The sequence below is a fragment of the Pseudorhizobium endolithicum genome, assembly GCF_902153245.2.
GTDB lineage: Bacteria > Pseudomonadota > Alphaproteobacteria > Rhizobiales > Rhizobiaceae > Neorhizobium > Neorhizobium endolithicum.
Genome location: NZ_CABFWF030000018.1, coordinates 146247 through 164315 on the forward strand (window position 1 = coordinate 146247; position 18069 = coordinate 164315).

The following is an 18069-nucleotide window of genomic DNA, read 5'->3' on the forward strand; positions in this document are numbered from 1 at the left end:
AACCCGCCTCCGCGTCCTGCCCGTTCTGTTCCTCCACGAAGATTCCCCAGGCAGAGATGAAGAGCGCGGCGATCAACGGCCCGATGATGAAGCCATTGATCCCGAACAGGGAAATTCCACCGATCGTGGAGATCAGTACGACATAGTCCGGCAGCCGGGTCTCCTTACCGACCAGCGGCGGTCTCAGCAGGTTGTCCACCAATCCGATCACCAGCACGCCGACCAGGACCAGCACGGCCGCCTTCATCCAGCTGCCGATGAGGGCGAGATAGATTGCCGTCGGCACCCAGACGATCGCCGCCCCCACCGCCGGCAATAGTGACAGGAAAGACATCAGCACGCCCCACAGCAGCGCCGGCGCGATTCCGAGGAGCCAGAAGGTCACACCGCCTATCGTGCCCTGGACGACGGCGATGATGATGTTGCCGCGCACGCTGGCCCGGACGACCGAAGCGAACTTCGCGGTAAAACGTTCGGTATACACTCCGCTCAGGGGTGACGACCGCCGCAGTAGCCGGGCCAGCCGGCGCCCGTCTCTGAACAGGAAGAAAAGCAGGTAGAGCATCACGCCGAACGTGATGAAGAACTGCAGGGTATTCTGCCCGAAACTGAGAGCGCGCCCGGCGAAGAAACGTCCTCCTTCCATGAAGGCCGAGGAGAAGCGATCCCGCAGCTCCGCGAAGCCCGTAATCTCCAGTGCCCGGAGGCGCTCCTGAAGGAAGACCGGAAGGGCTTGCTGAAACTGCTGCAGAAGCCGGCGGATGTCGATCTGGCCGGTATCGATCTGCTGATAGAGATTGTTACCTTCCCGCAGAAGGGAACTGAGGATGATCAGACCCGGTATGATGACGAGGCAGACGCATATGGTGACGGACAGCGCGGCGGCCACGTTCCCGCGCCCTGCCAGTTTCGCCTCCAGCCTCGCATGAAGAGGAAAGAAGATGATGGCAAGGACGACCGCCCAGAAGATGGCTGAGTAGAAGGGCAGCAATACCGCGACGAACGCGATGGTCACCAGGACCAGCAGTACATAGAAACTCACACGCTGGACGGGCATGCGGACGTCTCCTTCTCGGGATACCCTGTTCGTTTCATCCATGGGCGGCCTGCATCGTCGCGGAAATGCGCGCCTCCAGCGCGGACAGCATATCGTATATCAGAACGGCCAGCGCTCCGACGATCAACCCGCCTTGAACAACGAAGGCGAGATTGTTCGACTGCAGCCCGGCGATGATCACCTCCCCCAAGGTCTTGGCAGCCACCGTCGAACCGATTGTCGCCGTCGCGAGGCTGATCACCGCAGACAGCCGGATGCCGGCAAGAATGACCGGCAGCGCCAGTGGAAGCTCGATCCTCAGCAGCCGCTGGAATCCCGTCATCCCCATTCCCCGCGCGGCCTCCATCACGGGTCGCGGAAGATTGGTGAGGCCCGTCAGCGTGTTCTCGAAAATCGGCAGGAGACCGTAGAGGAAGAGCGCGATCAAGGTGGGCTTCTCGCCGAAGCCGAAGACGGGAACCGCCAGCGCCAGCACCGCGACGGGAGGGAATGTCTGCCCGATGTTCACCAGGCTGCGGGAGAGTGGCAAGAACTCGGCGCCGAACGGACGAGTGACAAGAACGGCAAGGGCAATCGCCACGACCGTGGCTGCCGCGGTGGCAGCCAGAACCGTCACCAGATGCTGAACGGTCAACGCTAGGAGACTGCCCTGGTTATAAACGGCCGGCGCGTTCTGCTGCACGAGCGGCTTCAACAGAGGCTCGAAGCTGTACGGCCAGAAAAGGAAAACCACCAGCGCCCCGAGGAGCAACAGACGGAAGGACAGCGGCAGCCATCGCCTCATGACGGGCCGCCCGCCCGTCTCAGGAGGGCTTCGAGCGTCACCCGACCAAGGGGCGAACCGTCGGAGGAGACTACCGGCACGGCACCGCGTCGGCTCCAGACCATTTCCGCGACTGCATCCTTCTGGCTCGTATCCGCCGGCAAGGGTGGACCATCGGCCTCCCCGACCTCGACCGCCTCCCCCAGCGTGTTGATTGCAAGCAGCCTGAACGGCCTCTCTCGCGCGCCGATCAGCGCCTCCACGAAAGGCGTCGCCGGCCGACGCACCAGGTCATCGGGGGTGCCGTACTGCAGAAGCCTGCCGGCGTCCATTACCGCGATCTTGTCCGCGAGACGAAAAGCCTCCTCCATGTCATGGGTGACCAGGATGATTGTGGTCCTCAGATGACGCTGGATGGTCCGCAAGTCGTCCTGAGCCTTCGCGCGGATGACCGGATCGAGGGCGCCGAAGGGTTCGTCCATCAAGAGGACGTTGGGTTCGGCAGCCAGTGCACGCGCCACGCCCACCCGCTGCTTTTCGCCTCCGGACAGTTCATGGGGATAGCGAGAGCCGAAGATATCCGGATCGAGCTGGAAGAGGACGAGCAGTTCCCTCACCTTCGCATTGATGCGCGATGGGGCCCAGCCCAGCAAGCGCGGGACAGTGGCGATGTTTTCCGAGACCGTCCGGTGCGGGAAGAGGCCATGTTCCTGAATGGCATATCCGATCCGCCGCCTCAGAAGATAGCCGGGGATCGAGCGGTTGTCCTCTGCATCGAGGCGTATGGACCCGGAATCGCGCTCCACCAGCCGGTTGATCATCCGCAGCAGCGTCGTCTTGCCGGAGCCCGACGTCCCGACGATGACGGCAATGCTGCGGGGCTGGACGACCATGGTGACATTGTCGACAACCGCCCTGCCGTCATAGGATTTGGAAACGCCGTCGATCTCGATCACGTGGCCCCCTTTCCGCCTGTCTCGGCCGCCGTCGTTTCGATCAGCGCATCAAGGACGACCGCCGAGACGAATGCCAGCGCCACTGTCGGGAGCGCCCCCAGCAGGACCAGATCGGTTGCCATCTGGCCGAGTCCCTGAAAGACGAACGTACCGAAGCCTCCGCCGCCGATCAGTGCGGCGATCGTCGCAAGGCCGATGTTCTGAACGAGCACGATGCGGATGGCGGTGAGGATCACCGGCAGCGCCAGGGGAAATTCCACCCGCCACAGCCGTTGTGTGGAGGTCATGCCGAGCCCCTTCGCCGCATCGCGCGTCGCCCCCGGCACGCCCTCCAGGCCGGCGACCGTGTTGGCGACGATCGGCAGAATCGAATACAGCAACAGGGCCACAAAGGCCGGCGCCACGCCTATGCCGCGAATACCGGCTGCGGCCGCTCCCGGCACGTTTACCGCGATCCAGGCCAATGGTCCGATCAGCATGCCGAAGAGCGCGATCGACGGTATGGTCTGGATCAGGTTCAAGGTGTTGAGAACGATCGCTCTGGCGCCAACCTTGCGCTCGCAGAACACGCCCAGCGGTATGCCGGCAATCGTGGCGGCGAGCAGCGACCCGAGTGCCAGGGTCATGTGTCGCATCGCCTCTGCCCAGAAGGCATCCGCGCGTACCGAATATTCCTTGATGATCGAGAGTTCGCTCCAGACGCCGAGAAAGAGGAAGGTAAGGATCGCCGCCACGGCGAGCGCCGTGTATGAAAGCCTGGTTATCGGCCGCGGCTTCATCCGCGTGATGGCATCGGCAGCCAGAAGCGCGAAGGCGAACAGCAGTATCCAGAAGCCGGAGGCGGGCGAAACGCGCGCATAGCTGTTGTCGGGGGGCAAGAGAAAGCCTCCCGCCGAACCGACACCTGCGCATACCGTCGCCAGCGCCACGCTCGCGGCCGCAAGCCGCGTCGAAGGCCTGACGGAAAGAATCGCGATCGCGCCGGCAGCCAAAGTGACACAGAAAACGAGCCACGCCGCCCATAGCGGCAATGCGGCAAACAGTCCGACCGCCTCACCCTGGACGATGCGATTGGCCCGAAGCGTAGCCCAGGGCGAACCGAGGCCGTAGGCGGCCAGAAGTCCTATCCCCAGTCCCAGCTTGTCGATGCGAAATGTCACGCGGCAATCCCAAGCCTGTCCGCCAGAAGCCCATGTTGGCACCGTCGGTGCAGGCGAGCAACTATTTCAGGAAGCCGTTCCGGGTCAGGAAATCCTCCGCCACCGCCTTGGCCGGTTCACCGGCGACCTGCACCCGTCCGTTCAGATCCTGAAGCGTCACGAGGTCGAGCTTCTGAAAGACAGGCTGCAGGAGAGACTCGATCTCGGGATGTTCCTTCAGTACGGATTCGCGCACGATCGGCGCAGGCTGATAGACGGGCTGGACACCCTTGTCGTCTTCGAGAACCACAAGTCCAGATGGAGCAATGCCGCCATCGGTTCCATAGACCATGGCGGCATTGGCGCCGTTCGTCCGGTTGGCTGCGGCCGCAATGGTCGCCGCGGTATCGCCCCCCGACAAGGTGATGAGTTGCTCCGGCTTCATGGTGAATCCGTAAGTCGCCTGGAAGGCGGGCAAGGCGGCGGCCGAGTTCACGAACTCGGAGGATGCAGCGAGCTTCACCTCTCCGCCACCGGAAACAAAGCTCCCGAAATCGGAAAGCGTCTTAAGTTTGTTCTGCTCCGCGACATCCTTGCGAACGGCGATAGCCCAGGTATTGTTGGCCGGCGATGGCGTCAGCCAGACGATCTTGTTGGCATCGTAGTCCAGCTTCTTCGCCAGGCTGTAGGCCTCCGCGGCATTCTTCCAGGCCGGGTCATCCGCCTTCTCGAAGAAAAACGCCGCATTGCCGGTATATTCAGGATAGATGTCGATCTCACCTGCGGTAATGGCGGCGCGAACCACCGGCGTCGCCCCGAGCTGTATTCTGTCGGTCGTGGGGATACCATTGGCATTCAGGACGCTGAGGATGATGTTTCCAAGCACGCCACCCTCGGTATCGATCTTCGACGATACGACAACCTGGGCCCCGGCGGCACTGGCCGACAATGTCAGCCCGATCGCCAGCCCGATCAAGCTCTTCATCACATGCATGGATCCGTCCTCCGTCCTAGCGACATCAACCAGCGCCTTGCGTGCGCACCCCGCAGACCATATGGCGCACCGCAACCGCTTGGGGAGTACCCGAGCGAAATTTTGAGCCCCTCACTTCCACGGCATTGGCGGAATCGGAAGATCGTCCGACGCAAACAAGACGACGCGCCGGATCAAGCCTGCAAAACTCAAAGATGTGACGAAAGGGCGCAAGAACCCTCGCACTGCCAGGGCGGCGAGAGGAACGCCGCCGATCGATCCGCGCCGACGCGGCGCCAACCAGGGGAACACCATGATGAAGAAACTCCTAGCCTGCACCTGTCTTGCCTTCGGCTTCGCCACCATGGGAGCGAGCGCCTCCCGGGCGGAATGCGGAGACGTCACCATCGCGAGCATGAACTGGCAGAGCGCCGAAGTACTGGCCGCTCTCGATCAGTTCATTCTCAACGAGGGATTCGGCTGCAATGCGGAAATCATCGTCGGGGATACCGTTCCCACCCTCACCTCTATGGTCGAGAAGGGTGAGCCCGACCTGGCGCCGGAAGGATGGATCGATCTGCTGCCCGAGGTTGTCGGCCGAGGCGTCTCCGAAGGCAAGCTCGTCGGTGCCGCCGTCGCGCTTTCGGACGGCGCCGTTCAGGGATGGTGGATTCCGAAATACATCGCGGACGCCAATCCGGACATCAAGACGATCGACGATGCGCTGAAACATCCGGAGCTCTTTCCGGCCCCCGAGGACTCATCGAAGGGCGCCATTCACAACGGACCGGCCGGCTGGGGCGGCACAGTTGCCACGGCGCAGCTTTTTAAGGCGTATGGCGCCGAGGAGGCCGGCTTTACGCTGGTCGACACCGGTTCGGCCGCCGGTCTCGATGGTTCTATCGCGAAGGCCTATGAAGGCCAGAAGGGCTGGGCCGGCTACTACTGGGCACCGACCGCGCTGCTCGGCAAATACGAGATGGTCAAGCTCGAGCACGGCGTCGCCTATGACGAAGCCGAATGGAAGCGCTGCAACACCGTTGCGGATTGCCCCGACCCGAAAAGGAACGACTGGCCGAAAGATACCGTGCAGACCATGCTCACCAAGAGCTTCGCCGATCGCGCCGGTCCCGAAGTCATGGACTATCTCAACAAGCGCGCATGGAGCAACGCCACGGTCAACAGCCTGATGGCGTGGATGACCGACAACCAGGCCACCGGCGAGGATGGAGCGAAGCACTTCCTGGAGGAAAACGAAGACCTCTGGACGCAGTGGGTCACACCTGAGGTCGCGGAAAAGATCAAGGCGGCGCTCTGATCGAACACCTGGACGAGGCGTTCGGACTTTCGCCTCGTCCCCTCCGGCACATCGCCGCGTTGTTCCTCCTGCCAAACGGAGGCCGTCATGGACTGGCTGACCCGCTTTCCGCATATGGACGATGACACGTTGCGGAACCTCAAGAAGGGCATCGACGACGCCTTTAGAGCCTTCACGCGCGCCTATGGCGACAGCATCGAGGCGTTCTTCGATCCGCTGCAATTCCTGCTCGTCGAATCCGAGCGGCTGCTCACCCGCACCCCATGGCCCGTCATCCTGCTTGCGATCGCCCTCATCGCCTGGCTCGCCAGCCGCAACTGGAGGATAGTGACCGGTTGTATCGCCACGCTTCTCCTCATCGGGTATTTCGACATGTGGGAAGACACGATGAAGACGATCTCGATGATCTTCGTCTGCACCGTGCTCTCGATCGTCATCGGTATCCCGGTCGGGATCGCCATGTCCCGGTCGGACCGGCTGCAAAGCGGGATAAACCCGGTTCTCGACGTGATGCAGACGATGCCGAGTTTCGTCTACCTCATCCCCGTCGTGATGCTTCTCGGCATCGGCAAGGTGCCAGGGCTCATCGCCGTCGTCATCTACGCCCTTCCTCCGATGATCCGACTGACGAACCTGGGCATTCGACTCGTCGACCGCGACGTGCTGGAGGCGGCCGATGCCTTCGGCTCGTCAGGCTGGCAGAAACTCAAGGACGTCCAGATGCCGCTGGCGCTGCCGACGATCATGGCCGGCATCAACCAGACCATCATGATGGCGCTCGCCATGGTGGTGATTGCCTCGATGATCGGGGTCCAGGGCCTTGGGCAGCCGGTGCTCCGCGCGATCTCCAACCAGTATTTCACGCTCGGCATCTTCAACGGGCTCGCCATCGTCGGTATCGCGATCGTCTTCGACCGGATAACGCAGGCTTACGGGAAGCGGCTCCAGCGGCACCTGGAGATCGTCCACGGCTGACGGATCGGCTCAGGCAGGCGGAATGTCCTCTACCCGGACGGTGACATATCGCGCGCGGCCCGCCAGCCAGCCGTTCACGGCCGCAGCGAGACCGAGGGCGACGAACAGAAAGGCGGTCGCTGCGAAGCTTCCCGTCCACCCGCGAATGAGACCGACCACCAGCGGCCCGACCGAGGCAAGCAGGTATCCGATGCATTGCGCCATGCCGGAAAGATGCGATGCAATGAGCGGATCCGGCGACCTGAGCACGATGTTCGTCATCGCGGCGGCAATCAGGCCGCCCTGGCCCACACCCTGCAGCACCGCCCAGATCCACACGGTCGACAGGGGCGCGAACAGAAGTCCGAGCAGAGCCGAGACGGAGATGACGCAGAGCGCAGCGTTCACGACGCGCTGATCCTTGCCGCGGACGGAGATATGGGGAACGACGAGGCACGCGGCCGCCTGGACCATGACCGACACGGAGACGATGCCGCCTGCGGCAATCCCGTCCAGACCGCGCTCCCGCAGGATAGGCACGAGCCAGCCGAAAACGCAGTAAGCGAGCGCAGACTGCAGCCCCATATAAAGCGTCACCTGCCAGGCGAGCCTGTCCCTCCACAGGCCGACGACGCGCTTGCTGATACGTCCGTCATGGCGTCCGGCCCGGAAGACCTGGGGAAGCCACACCGCGGCAGCGATCGCAGCGGGAAGCGCCCATATGGCCAAAGCGCCTCCGAGCCAGTTGCCGAGGGCCTGTTCGGCCGGCAGCGTCAATCCTGCCGCAGCGGCCGCGCCGCCGCAGAGCGCCATGGTGTAGAGACCCGTCAGAAGCGCCATACGATCCGGAAAATCGCGCTTGACCAATCCGGGCAACAGCACGTTACCCACTGCGATGCAGGCACCCGCAAGCGCAGTCCCGATGAACAGCAGCGGCACGGAGGGAATGCCCCGGATGGCGGTTCCGAACGTCAGGAGAAGCACCACCAGAAGCAGGGTCCGTTCCGTCCCGATCCTCTGCGCAAGACGCGGCGCCACCGGCGAGAACGCCCCGAGGCAAACCACGGGCAATGTCGTGAGAAGACCGGCTCCGAGATCGCCGAGCCCCAGTTCCGACCGGATCTCCGGCAGGAGTGCCGAAACGCTGGAGAAGACGGGGCGCAGGTTGAAGGCGATCAGGACGAGGCTCATTCCGAGGAGGAATCGCTCCGCCGGGAGGGGCCGGCGCTTGTCCTCGGCGTCATCGACAGCATCGTGCTTCCGCGTCGCCTCTCGTTCTTCTCTGTTACTCACCATCACTATCCATTTCAGGCAATGTCCGAGCGTGGGATGCCCCCCCGCACAGGTACCGACGGACTGCTGGTAACAGGCAAGGCGATCGCCAGCAACGCCGCTTCGGCACCGATCAGTACGGACGGTGCCGGCGTCGACGACTGGACCCTGCCCCTTGCCTTTCCGCGAACGGCATGCTTGCCCTATGGCTCCTCCACCGGACTCACTATCATGCCCTCTGCCATTCCCTTCGCGACCATCGGCCTGCTCATACTCTCGAACGTGTTCATGACCTTCGCCTGGTACGGGCACCTGAAGTTCAAGACGTCACCTCTTTACGTCGTCATCCTGGTGAGTTGGGGCATCGCGCTGCTGGAATACTGCTTCCAGGTGCCGGCCAACCGGATCGGGCACGGCTATTTCAACGCCGCGCAGCTGAAGACGATCCAGGAGGTCATCACCCTCACCGTATTCGTCGTCTTTTCGGTGTTCTATCTCGGCGAGGCCTTTCACTGGAAACAGGGGGTGGGCTTTGCCCTGATCGCTCTCGGCGCCTTCTTCATATTCACGAAATAGCAGGAACCCCCGCCGGGAAAACGAGTTTCCCGCCGAGCGAACTGCCGCCCGGTGTCGTGCCCATGAAGATGGCTGGAGACTTGGATGACGAAACGCGGTACCGTCCGGATCGGTATTTCCGGCTGGACCTACGCCCCCTGGCGGGGCGTCTTCTATCCTGAAGACCTGCCTCGGAAGCGGGAACTCACTTTCGCCGCTTCGCGGTTTCCGTCGATCGAGATCAACGGCACGTTCTATGGCCTGCAACGTCCCAAGGCCTTCGCGGACTGGTACGAGGCCACGCCCGAAGATTTCGTGTTCGCCGTCAAGGGCTCCCGCTACATCACGCATATGAAGCGCCTGAAGGAGGTGGAAACGCCGCTTGCGAATTTCATCGCTTCCGGATTGCTGAACCTCGGGCAGAAGCTGGGCCCGATCCTTTGGCAGTTCCCGCCAAGCATGAGTTTCAAGCCCGAGCGCTTCGAAAGCTTCCTGAGGCTCCTGCCCAGGAACGCGGAGGAGGCCGCCGCACTCGCCCGTCGGCACGACTCGCGGCTCGACGACCGGGCCTGCATCCGCGCGGACTTCGACCAGCCGCTGCGGCACGCGTTCGAGATCCGGCACCAGAGCTTCGCCTGTTCGGAATTCCTCGAACTCCTGCGCGAATATGGCGCCGCACTGGTCGTCGCCGATACCGTGGACTGGCCGCTCCTGATGGACCTGACGGCAGACTTCGTCTATTGCCGCCTGCACGGCTCCGAAGAACTCTATGTCAGCGGCTATCGCGATGAGGCGCTGGACGGGTGGGCGGCCCTGATCGAAGACTGGAGCGCCGGAAAAGACCCTCCACAAGCGATGCGGGTCCTGCCAGCCTCGCCCCGGCTGCCCGCCGGGCGGGACGTCTATGTCTATTTCGACAACGACGCCAAGGTTCGAGCGCCCGCGGATGCCGCGTCACTGATACAGCGCCTCGGCTGAACCCGAATCGAACCCGAGCTCGCATCCTCACCTGCTTTTGCGAGCAAGCGCCTTCATTTCCGCGACGGATTGTTCTAGAGACGTTCGGTCATTCCGCCTCAGGCGCTCGAACTTCGTGCAAGGTAACGTCAAGCAATGCTCAACTCCCTCAGAAATGCTTCCCGCTCCTGGGTCGCCAAGGCACTTCTTCTGCTTCTGGTCGCGTCCTTCGGTGTCTGGGGCGTTTCAACCTCACTGGTCACGACGGATGCCAACACGGTCATGACGGTGGGCGACCAGGAGGTATCCGCGCAGGAGTTCGCCATCGCCTACCAGCGGCAGGTCGCCTCGCTCGGCCGCCAGTTCGGGATGCAGTTGACCGCCGATCAGGCCCGAGCCTTCGGGATCGACCAGCAGGTCTACGCCCAGCTCGCCGCCGGCGCAGCTCTCGATCAGCTTTCGGCGGACATGGGCCTCGGACTTTCCCACGACCGGCTGGCGACGCTGATCGCCGAAGACCCGGCGTTCCAGGGAAGCAACGGCCAGTTCGACCGCAACCTGTTCAGCTCACGCCTCCGCAACGCGGGACTCCGGGAGGACGACTACATTGCCGAACGCAGCAAGGTGGCCGTCAGAAGCCAGATCGTCGAAGCGGTTTCGGATGGGTTCAAGCCGCCGCAGGTGATGCTCGACGCGCTGAAGCAGTACCGCGATGAAACCCGCAGCGTCGACTATCTGCTGCTTTCCAACGCCAATATCGACCCGGTGAAGGCTCCCGCGGACGACGTGCTCGCCGCCTGGTTCGAAGGCGCGAAGGCACGTTACCGCGCTCCCGAATACCGCCGATTCACGTATGTGACGCTCCAGCCGGCCGACATCGCCGATCCCTCCTCCATCACGGACGAAGAAGCGCGTGCCGAATACGAGAAGCGCAAGGAAAGCTTCACCACCCGCGGCACGCGCACCATCGAGCAGCTCACCTATGCCGACCGCGAAATGGCGGAAGCAGCGGTCGCCCAGCTCGCGGACGGCTCTGCAACCTTCGACCAGTTGGTGAGCGACCAGGGCAAGACCACCGCGGACGTGCTGCTCGGGGATTTCACCAAGCAAAACATGCCCGACCAGAAGCTGGCCGAGGCTGCCTTCGCCGTCACCGGCGAGGGCGGCACCACCCCCGTCGTCGACGGCGCATTCGGACCGGTCATTCTCCGTGTCACCAACATCAAGCCGGAAAGCACCCGGACCTTCGAAGAGGTGAAGGAGGAGATCCGCGAGGGCCTGGCGCTTTCCGCCTCCTCCCAGGAGGTCATGAATGTCCACGACCGTTTCGAAGACATCCGCGCCTCCGGCGCAACACTGGAAGAGGCCGCGAAAGAGCTGAACCTCAAGGTGGCGACGGTTACCACGGACGCGTCGGGCAACGATCAGCAGGGCAACAAGATCGCCGATCTTCCCGCTGCCGATACGTTGCTTGCAGATGTCTACCGGACGGAACCGGGCAGTCAGCCCCTGCCGGTATCGCTCGGCAATGACGGCTACGTGTGGTTCGAGGTCGAAGACATCATTCCGGAGCGGGAGCAGACGCTTGACGAGGTCCGTGAAAAGGTGATCGTCGACTGGACCGCGGAGCAGCAGCGCGAGGCCCTCGCCGCGCGCGCGACGGAACTCAAGGAGCGCGTTCAGAAGGGAGAGCAACTGTCGGCTGTCGCGGAGGAACTCGGCATTGCAGTGGAGACAAAGCAGGGCGTCCGCCGAAACGGAGAGGACGCGATCTTCGGCCCGGAGGCCGTCACGGCACTGTTCGCCGGGCCCGTAGGTCTTGTCACCACGGCAGCGGCGGCAGACGGCGAAAGCCGACTGCTGATCAAGGTCACCGCCTCGGATCAGGCACCCGCTGATGCACTGGCTTCCGACGAGCCTCTGCGGCGGATGGCGGAGGCCGCCGGAGATGACATGCTGGATCAGATGGTCAACCGCCTGCAGAACGACTACGGCGTCTCGATCAATGAGGCCGTCGCCGAACAGGTGACAGGCATGATCCGCTGATGCCGGTGAGAAGAGGTAAGCATGCCTGAACTGAAGCCGCTGATCGCCAAGGTCGCAAATGGCGAGCCCCTCACGAGAGACGAGGCGCGCGAAGCCTTCGACATCCTGATGTCGGGCGAGGCGACGCCCTCGCAGATCGGCGCGTTTCTGATGGCCCTGCGGGTCCGTGGGGAAACGGTCGACGAGATCGCCGGGGCCGTAGCGACCATGCGTGCCAAGATGCTGCCCGTCACCGCGCCCGCGAACGCTGTCGACATCGTCGGGACGGGCGGAGATGGCACGGGGACCTATAACATCTCGACGCTCGCCTCGCTGATCGTTGCCGGATGCGGCGTCCCGGTCGCCAAGCACGGCAACCGCGCGCTGAGCTCGAAGTCCGGAGCGGCGGACGCGCTCTCGGCACTTGGCGTCAATCTGGAAATCGGGGCAGAAAAGATCGGCCGCTGCATCTCGCAGGCGGGCATCGGCTTCATGTTCGCTTCCATGCATCATTCGGCCATGCGCCATGTCGGGCCGACGCGCGTCGAACTCGGTACGCGCACCATCTTCAACATCCTTGGCCCCCTCTCCAACCCCGCAGGCGCGAAGCGTCAGTTGCTCGGGGTGTTCTCGCCCCGCTGGCTGATGCCGATCGCGCAAGTCCTTCGCGACCTGGGCTCCGAACGGGTCTGGGTCGTCTACGGCGACGGGATGGATGAAATCACCACCACCGGCACCACAAGCGTGGTCGCTCTGGAGGACGGCGAAATCCGCAGCTTCGAGCTTACCTCCGCCGATTTTGGCGTTCGTCAGGCAACGCTTGCCGAGTTGAAGGGGGGCGACGGGATTGCCAACGCGGCGGCGTTGCGTACGGTGCTCGGAGGCGCCAGGAATGCCTACCGCGACATCTCCCTTTGCAATGCCGCTGCCGCTCTTGTGGTGGCCGGCAAGGCGGAAGGAATCACCGAGGGAATGCAGCTTGCCACCCGCTCCCTCGACAGCGGCGAGGCCGCCGCGGCGCTGGACCGCCTGGTGGCGGTCTCCAACGAAGACGATTGAGGCCCCGATGACCGACATCCTCAGGAAGATCGAAGGCTACAAGCGGAAGGAGATCGAGGCCGCGAAGACGCGCGTGCCCCTCCCCGAACTCAAGGCACGCGCCGCCGGCCAGTCCGCACCGCGCGGCTTCTACCGCGCGCTGAGGGAACGCCGCGACGAAGGTGCGTTCGGCTTGATCGCGGAGATCAAGAAGGCGAGCCCCTCCAAAGGCCTCATACGGCCCGACTTCGATCCTCCATCGCTGGCGGCGGCCTACGCAGCCGGCGGAGCCACCTGCCTTTCCGTGCTGACCGATACGCCGAGCTTTCAGGGGGCACCGGAGTTCCTTATCGCCGCGCGTGAAGCCTGCACGCTCCCTGCGCTGCGAAAGGACTTCATGTTCGACCCCTACCAGGTTCACGAGGCCCGTGCCTGGGGCGCCGATTGCATCCTCCTGATTATGGCGTCGCTGACGGACGATGAAGCACGTCGTCTGGAGGACGAGGCCTTTGCACTCGGGATAGACGTGCTGGTGGAGGTCCATGACGCGGAAGAAACGGAGCGGGCACTCAAGCTCGCATCGCCCATGATCGGCATCAACAACCGCAACCTGCGCACGTTCGAGGTCAGCCTGGAGACCTCGGAGAAGCTTGCGGCCCTCGTGCCTGAAGACCGGCTGCTGGTGGGAGAAAGCGGGATCTTCACTCACGCGGACTGTCTCCGGCTCCAGAAGACAGGTATCACTACCTTCCTGGTCGGCGAGAGCCTGATGCGTCAGGACGATGTGGCGGAAGCCACCCGCCGGCTGCTTCTGGGCGACACGGCATCCATGGCGGCGGAATGATGATCGCCGCGGGTAGCCTTACCCATCTCGACGCTTCGGGCGAAGCGAACATGGTCGATGTCGGCGCGAAGGCGGAAACCGAGCGATCCGCCACCGCCGAGGGTTACGTGCGGATGCTGCCGGAGACACTGACGCGCATCCGCGAAGGCAATGCGAAGAAGGGCGACGTCATCGGCACTGCGCGTCTTGCAGGCATCATGGCCGCCAAGAAGACAGCTGACCTCATTCCGCTCTGCCACCCGCTGATGCTGACAAAGGTAGCGGTAGACATCACCGAGGATGCCGCCCTGCCCGGACTGAGGGTGACGGCGACGGCGAAGCTTACCGGCAAGACGGGCGTCGAGATGGAAGCGCTGACTGCAGTGTCCGTCGCCTGCCTGACGATCTACGACATGGCCAAGGCCGTGGACAAGGGCATGGAAATCGGCGGTGTTCGCCTGGTCGAGAAGGTTGGCGGCAAGTCCGGCACCTACCGAAGGACGGAAAGCTGACGATGGCTCTGCTGCCCGTAGATGAAGCGAAGAGGCGGCTTCTCGATCGCAGCCTGCCGGTGACGGACGTGGAAACGGTAGCCCTTGCCGATGCCAACGGTCGGGTTCTTGCCGAACCCGTCATTGCAAGACTGACGCAGCCGCCCTTCGATGCTTCGGCCATGGATGGATATGCCTTGAAGGCGCAGGACGCTTCCACGATCGGCAGCGTACTGTCGGTCATCGGCACGGCGGCGGCCGGACATCCCTTCGCGGGAGAGATCGGTCCGGGCGAGGCCGTGCGCATTTTCACGGGCGCACCGGTCCCACCGGGAGCGGACACGATCCTCATCCAGGAGGATGCGGAAACGCTGGAGGATGGCCGCATCCGGACGAAGATCGCCGTCACCGGCGGGAAACACATCCGTCCACGGGGCCAGGATTTCGCAGAGGGTGACATCGTTCTGTCCGAGGGCGTTCTTCTGGACTACGCGCGGCTGACCGTTGCAGCAGCCACCAACCACCCTGCCCTCGCCGTCTATCGTCGTCCGAAGGTCGCCGTGCTCGCCACCGGCGATGAACTTCTGCCACCGGGGAAGACGCCGGCCGCCGGCCAGATCATCGCCTCCAACACCTTCGGAGTCGGCGCCCTCGCCCGCGACAACGGCGCGGAGGTGCTGGACCTCGGGATCGTGCCGGACCGGCAGGAGGCCATCGAGGAAGCGATCGGCAGGGCACAGGCCGCGAACGTCGACGTGCTCGTCACGATCGGCGGGGCTTCCGTGGGCGACCATGACCTCGTGCAGAAGACGCTGAAGGCGGCCGGCATGGAGCTCGATTTCTGGCGGATCGCGATGCGGCCGGGAAAGCCGATGATGGTCGGGGCGCTGGGGGACATGCAAGTGCTCGGGCTGCCTGGAAACCCGGTGGCAAGTCTCGTCTGCAGCCTTCTGTTCCTGGAGCCGCTGCTGCGCAGGCTTGCGCACCTGCCCGAACGGAAGCGGGAGGCGAAAGCCGTGTCGGCTCGCGATCTGGCTGCCAACGATGCACGGCAGGATTACCTTCGGGCGCGGCTTGTTCATGACGGCGCCGGCAATATTGCCGCCGATCCGTTCGACAAGCAGGACTCCTCGATGATGAAGATCTTCGCCGATTCCGATGCGCTGATCGTCCGGCCGCCGCATGCGCCGGCGCTTACGGCGGGTGACGCCTGCCCGGTCCTCCTTCTACGACCCTGATCCCGCCCGGCAGGCCTGCTGCTGCTTGCGCCACCTGCTTCTGGCGATCGGACGCTAGATATTCATAAGGTGAGCGCCGATCGTCTTGTCGAAAATGCGCCGCGGGATCGAGCGCCTGCAGCGGATCCGTTCTGGTTCAGCGGGTGCTCGGTAGATATTTCTTCCGACTGGAGAGAAATTCCGTGACAGTTGGCAAGCTTCATGTGCGTGGCAACTCTGCTGCAAAAAAGGTGACCGGTCGCCCGGTCACAGTTGGCGCTGCCGTGTGTGAAGCGACGGCGCTGAGGATCCGGCTGCGAGGACGCGGCCGTGGGAGGACAGGCCTCAGATGGTTCCGGCAGCCATTTCCTTCGAAATATAGTCCGCCTGCCGGATCGCGAGAGTGACGATGGTCAGCGTCGGGTTCTCCGCGGCTCCGGTCGTAAACTGGCTGCCGTCCGAGACGAACAGGTTTCCGATGTCGTGGGTCTGTCCCCATTTGTTGACGACGCCGTCGCGCGGGTTCTCGCTCATCCTGTTGGTGCCGAGGTTGTGCGTCGAGGGATAGGGCGGCGTCGGGAAGCTGCGCGTCGCGCCGACCGCCGTATAAAGCGCCATCCCCTGCTTGTAGGCATGGTTGCGCATCGCCTCGTCGTTGGGATGGTCGGTGAACCAGACATCGGGGATCGGCATCCCGTACTTGTCCTTGAGCTCCCCGTGCAGCTTCACGGCATTCTGCTCCTGCGGCATGTCCTCGCCGACGATCCACAGGCCGGCCATGTTCGCATATTGGTCGAGCGCCGACGTGAAGGAACGGCCCCAGCCGCCCGGATCGAGGAAGGCCGCCATGAAGGGCAGTCCGAGCGCCAGGGTCTCCAGCTCGTAGCCGCCGACGAAGCCGCGCGAGGGATCGTGCTTGGCCTCGTCGCGTATGATGCCGGCCATCGTGGTGCCCCTGTAGAAATGCACGGGTTTCTCGAAGACGGCATAGACCGACCCGGTCGTATGGCGCATGTAGTTCCTGCCCACCTGGCCGGAGGAGTTGGCAAGCCCGTCCGGGAACATGGAGGAGTGCGAGTTCAGGAGCAGCCGCGGGCTTTCGATGGAATTACCCGCGACGGCGACGATCCTCGCCTTCTGCTCCTGCAGATTACCGTCCTTGTCGGCGTAGACGACGCCGGTCACCTTGCCGGATCGGTCGTGCTCGATCTTGACCACGTGGGAGTTCGACCGGATCTCCAGCTTGCCGGTCGCCTCACCTTTCGGGATCTCCGTGTAGAGAGTCGACCACTTGGCGCCCCATTTGCAGCCCTGGAAGCAGAACCCCGTCTGCTGACAGCTCATACGGTCGTCGCGATCTGCAGAGTTGATCGCCATGTTGCCCGTGTGACAGTCCTTGTATCCCAGCTTGTCGGCGCCTGCCTTCAGGATCTTGAAGTTGTTGTTGCCGGGCAGACCGTCGATGCCGTTGGTGCGGGTTACGCCCATCTTGTCCTCGGCCTTGGCGTAGTAGGGTTCGAGTTCGGCGAGCGTCAGCGGCCAGTCGAGCAGGTTGGCGCCCTCGACCTTGCCGTAATGGGTCAGTGTCTTGAACTCGTGCTCCTGGAAGCGAAGCGATGCGCCCGCCCAGTGAGTCGTAGTGCCGCCGACCGCCTTGACGATCCAGGCGGGCAGGTTCGGGAAGTCCTTAGAGACCCTCCAGCCTCCGCCCGTGGTGCGGTGGTCGAGCCAGGCGAGCTGGGCGAAGCTGTCCCACTCGTCGTTGATGAAGTCCTCGTATTCGATGCGGTTGCCCGCTTCGAGGATGACGACGTCGATACCCTTCTGAGCGAGTTCGTTGCCGAGCGTGCCGCCGCCGGCGCCCGAACCGATGATGACGACAACGCTGTCGTCGTTGAGATCGTAAGGTGCTGCCATGATATCCTCCCGAATGTGGATGTTGTGTCGCGGTCAAAAATGCGCATGCCCGCTTCCTCCTGCGGGTGCGCGCCGCGTCACAGCCACTCGATGTCGTCAAATCCGCGGCTGATGTAGCCGCCCTTGGAATAGGATTCGCCCTCGTAGCCGAAGATCGGCCAGAGCTCCTTCTGGTTGTAGAGGCTGACGACGAGATCGCCGCGTACGGCCTGGAAGAACGGCGTCGTCTCGATGTCGCGTAGGATCGCAACACGATCGTCCTCCCAGCCGAGTCCACGATAACCCGTGGCGCCCGCCCGCCTGTCGAGATCGGCGATCCCCTCCTCGATCAGCGTCCTGTGCTCCGGATTCTTGGCTGCCAGCGCGTCCTGGCCCTTGACGGCAATCGCGTAGAAGCGGTCGGCAAGCTGGTCGTGCGGATAGATGTCGCGCGCGAGCCGGATCAGGGTGGCCATGCTCTCGGGCTTCAGCGTCGTCGCCTCCAGACCCCATGCCGCTTCCGGACAGAGTACCGCCGGACCGGAGATGATGAACGCCGCACCGACGGTGCCGCGCTTCAGCAGTTCGCGGCGCGATAAGCCGCGCGAATTCTCATAGACTGTCGCCATGATCTT

Annotated in this window: 17 protein-coding genes; 9 read left to right on the forward strand and 8 right to left on the reverse strand. The window is 63.6% G+C overall.

Translation table 11 applies throughout. From position 1 onward, the window contains the following. The 5 genes from RTCK_RS19315 to osmF form a co-directional block, all read right to left on the reverse strand. Positions 1 to 1057: AI-2E family transporter (locus RTCK_RS19315; protein ID WP_211181464.1), on the reverse strand; the 1057-nt coding region annotated here is incomplete at its 3' end. Positions 1058 to 1091: 34 nt separating this feature from the next. After that, entirely contained in the window at positions 1092 to 1841 is a 750-nt protein-coding gene (locus RTCK_RS19320) for an ABC transporter permease (protein WP_142594000.1), read from the reverse strand. Further along, positions 1838 to 2776 (reverse strand): ABC transporter ATP-binding protein, encoded by a 939-nt coding sequence (locus tag RTCK_RS19325; protein WP_142594001.1) that lies wholly within the window; start codon positions 2774 to 2776, stop codon positions 1838 to 1840. The genes RTCK_RS19320 and RTCK_RS19325 overlap by 4 nt, the downstream gene beginning before the upstream one ends. Continuing rightward, positions 2773 to 3936, reverse strand: a complete 1164-nt coding sequence (locus RTCK_RS19330) for an ABC transporter permease (protein WP_142594002.1) — start codon at positions 3934 to 3936, stop codon at positions 2773 to 2775. Before RTCK_RS19330 ends, RTCK_RS19325 begins: the two co-directional genes overlap by 4 nt. Before the next feature lie 61 nt (positions 3937 to 3997). Continuing rightward, entirely contained in the window at positions 3998 to 4909 is a 912-nt protein-coding gene (osmF, locus tag RTCK_RS19335; RefSeq protein WP_142594003.1) for a glycine betaine ABC transporter substrate-binding protein OsmF, read from the reverse strand. A gap of 295 nt (positions 4910 to 5204) precedes the next feature. Here osmF and RTCK_RS19340 point away from each other — a divergent pair, with 295 nt between their 5' ends. Both RTCK_RS19340 and RTCK_RS19345 read left to right on the forward strand, forming a co-directional pair. After that, positions 5205 to 6206 carry an ABC transporter substrate-binding protein gene (locus tag RTCK_RS19340; RefSeq protein WP_142594248.1) on the forward strand — a complete coding sequence of 334 codons (1002 nt, stop codon included), beginning with the start codon at positions 5205 to 5207 and terminating at the stop codon, positions 6204 to 6206. Positions 6207 to 6293: 87 nt separating this feature from the next. After that, positions 6294 to 7181, forward strand: a complete 888-nt coding sequence (locus RTCK_RS19345) for an ABC transporter permease (protein WP_142594004.1) — start codon at positions 6294 to 6296, stop codon at positions 7179 to 7181. 9 nt (positions 7182 to 7190) lie between these two features. Here RTCK_RS19345 and RTCK_RS19350 read toward each other — a convergent pair whose 3' ends face one another. After that, positions 7191 to 8351: a CynX/NimT family MFS transporter gene (locus tag RTCK_RS19350; protein WP_235988781.1), complete on the reverse strand. Its 1161-nt coding sequence runs from the start codon at positions 8349 to 8351 to the stop codon at positions 7191 to 7193. A 312-nt stretch (positions 8352 to 8663) separates the two neighbouring features. Here RTCK_RS19350 and RTCK_RS19355 point away from each other — a divergent pair, with 312 nt between their 5' ends. From RTCK_RS19355 to RTCK_RS19385, 7 genes are all read left to right on the forward strand, one after another. Continuing rightward, positions 8664 to 9008: a DMT family protein gene (locus RTCK_RS19355; RefSeq protein ID WP_142594249.1), complete on the forward strand. Its 345-nt coding sequence runs from the start codon at positions 8664 to 8666 to the stop codon at positions 9006 to 9008. Positions 9009 to 9092: 84 nt separating this feature from the next. After that, positions 9093 to 9965: a DUF72 domain-containing protein gene (locus RTCK_RS19360; protein ID WP_142594007.1), complete on the forward strand. Its 873-nt coding sequence runs from the start codon at positions 9093 to 9095 to the stop codon at positions 9963 to 9965. A gap of 135 nt (positions 9966 to 10100) precedes the next feature. Next, complete coding sequence (locus tag RTCK_RS19365; RefSeq protein WP_142594009.1) at positions 10101 to 11990, forward strand: peptidylprolyl isomerase; 1890 nt, start codon at positions 10101 to 10103, stop codon at positions 11988 to 11990. A 21-nt stretch (positions 11991 to 12011) separates the two neighbouring features. Further along, positions 12012 to 13028: an anthranilate phosphoribosyltransferase gene (trpD, locus tag RTCK_RS19370; RefSeq protein ID WP_142594011.1), complete on the forward strand. Its 1017-nt coding sequence runs from the start codon at positions 12012 to 12014 to the stop codon at positions 13026 to 13028. Between the two features lie 7 nt (positions 13029 to 13035). After that, a complete protein-coding gene (gene trpC, locus RTCK_RS19375) occupies positions 13036 to 13851 on the forward strand; it encodes an indole-3-glycerol phosphate synthase TrpC (RefSeq protein WP_142594013.1) in 816 nt (271 codons plus the stop codon). After that, entirely contained in the window at positions 13851 to 14342 is a 492-nt protein-coding gene (gene moaC / locus RTCK_RS19380) for a cyclic pyranopterin monophosphate synthase MoaC (RefSeq protein WP_142594250.1), read from the forward strand. The genes trpC and moaC overlap by 1 nt, the downstream gene beginning before the upstream one ends. 2 nt (positions 14343 to 14344) lie before the next feature. Beyond that, positions 14345 to 15559, forward strand: coding sequence for a molybdopterin molybdotransferase MoeA (locus RTCK_RS19385; RefSeq protein WP_142594014.1), 1215 nt, complete (start codon positions 14345 to 14347; stop codon positions 15557 to 15559). Between the two features lie 324 nt (positions 15560 to 15883). Here the strand turns inward: RTCK_RS19385 and RTCK_RS19390 are convergent, their stop codons facing one another. Both RTCK_RS19390 and RTCK_RS19395 read right to left on the reverse strand, forming a co-directional pair. After that, entirely contained in the window at positions 15884 to 17455 is a 1572-nt protein-coding gene (locus RTCK_RS19390; protein ID WP_142594017.1) for a GMC family oxidoreductase, read from the reverse strand. A 77-nt stretch (positions 17456 to 17532) separates the two neighbouring features. Continuing rightward, complete coding sequence (locus RTCK_RS19395; RefSeq protein ID WP_142594019.1) at positions 17533 to 18063, reverse strand: gluconate 2-dehydrogenase subunit 3 family protein; 531 nt, start codon at positions 18061 to 18063, stop codon at positions 17533 to 17535. Between the last annotated feature and the right edge of the window lie 6 nt (positions 18064 to 18069).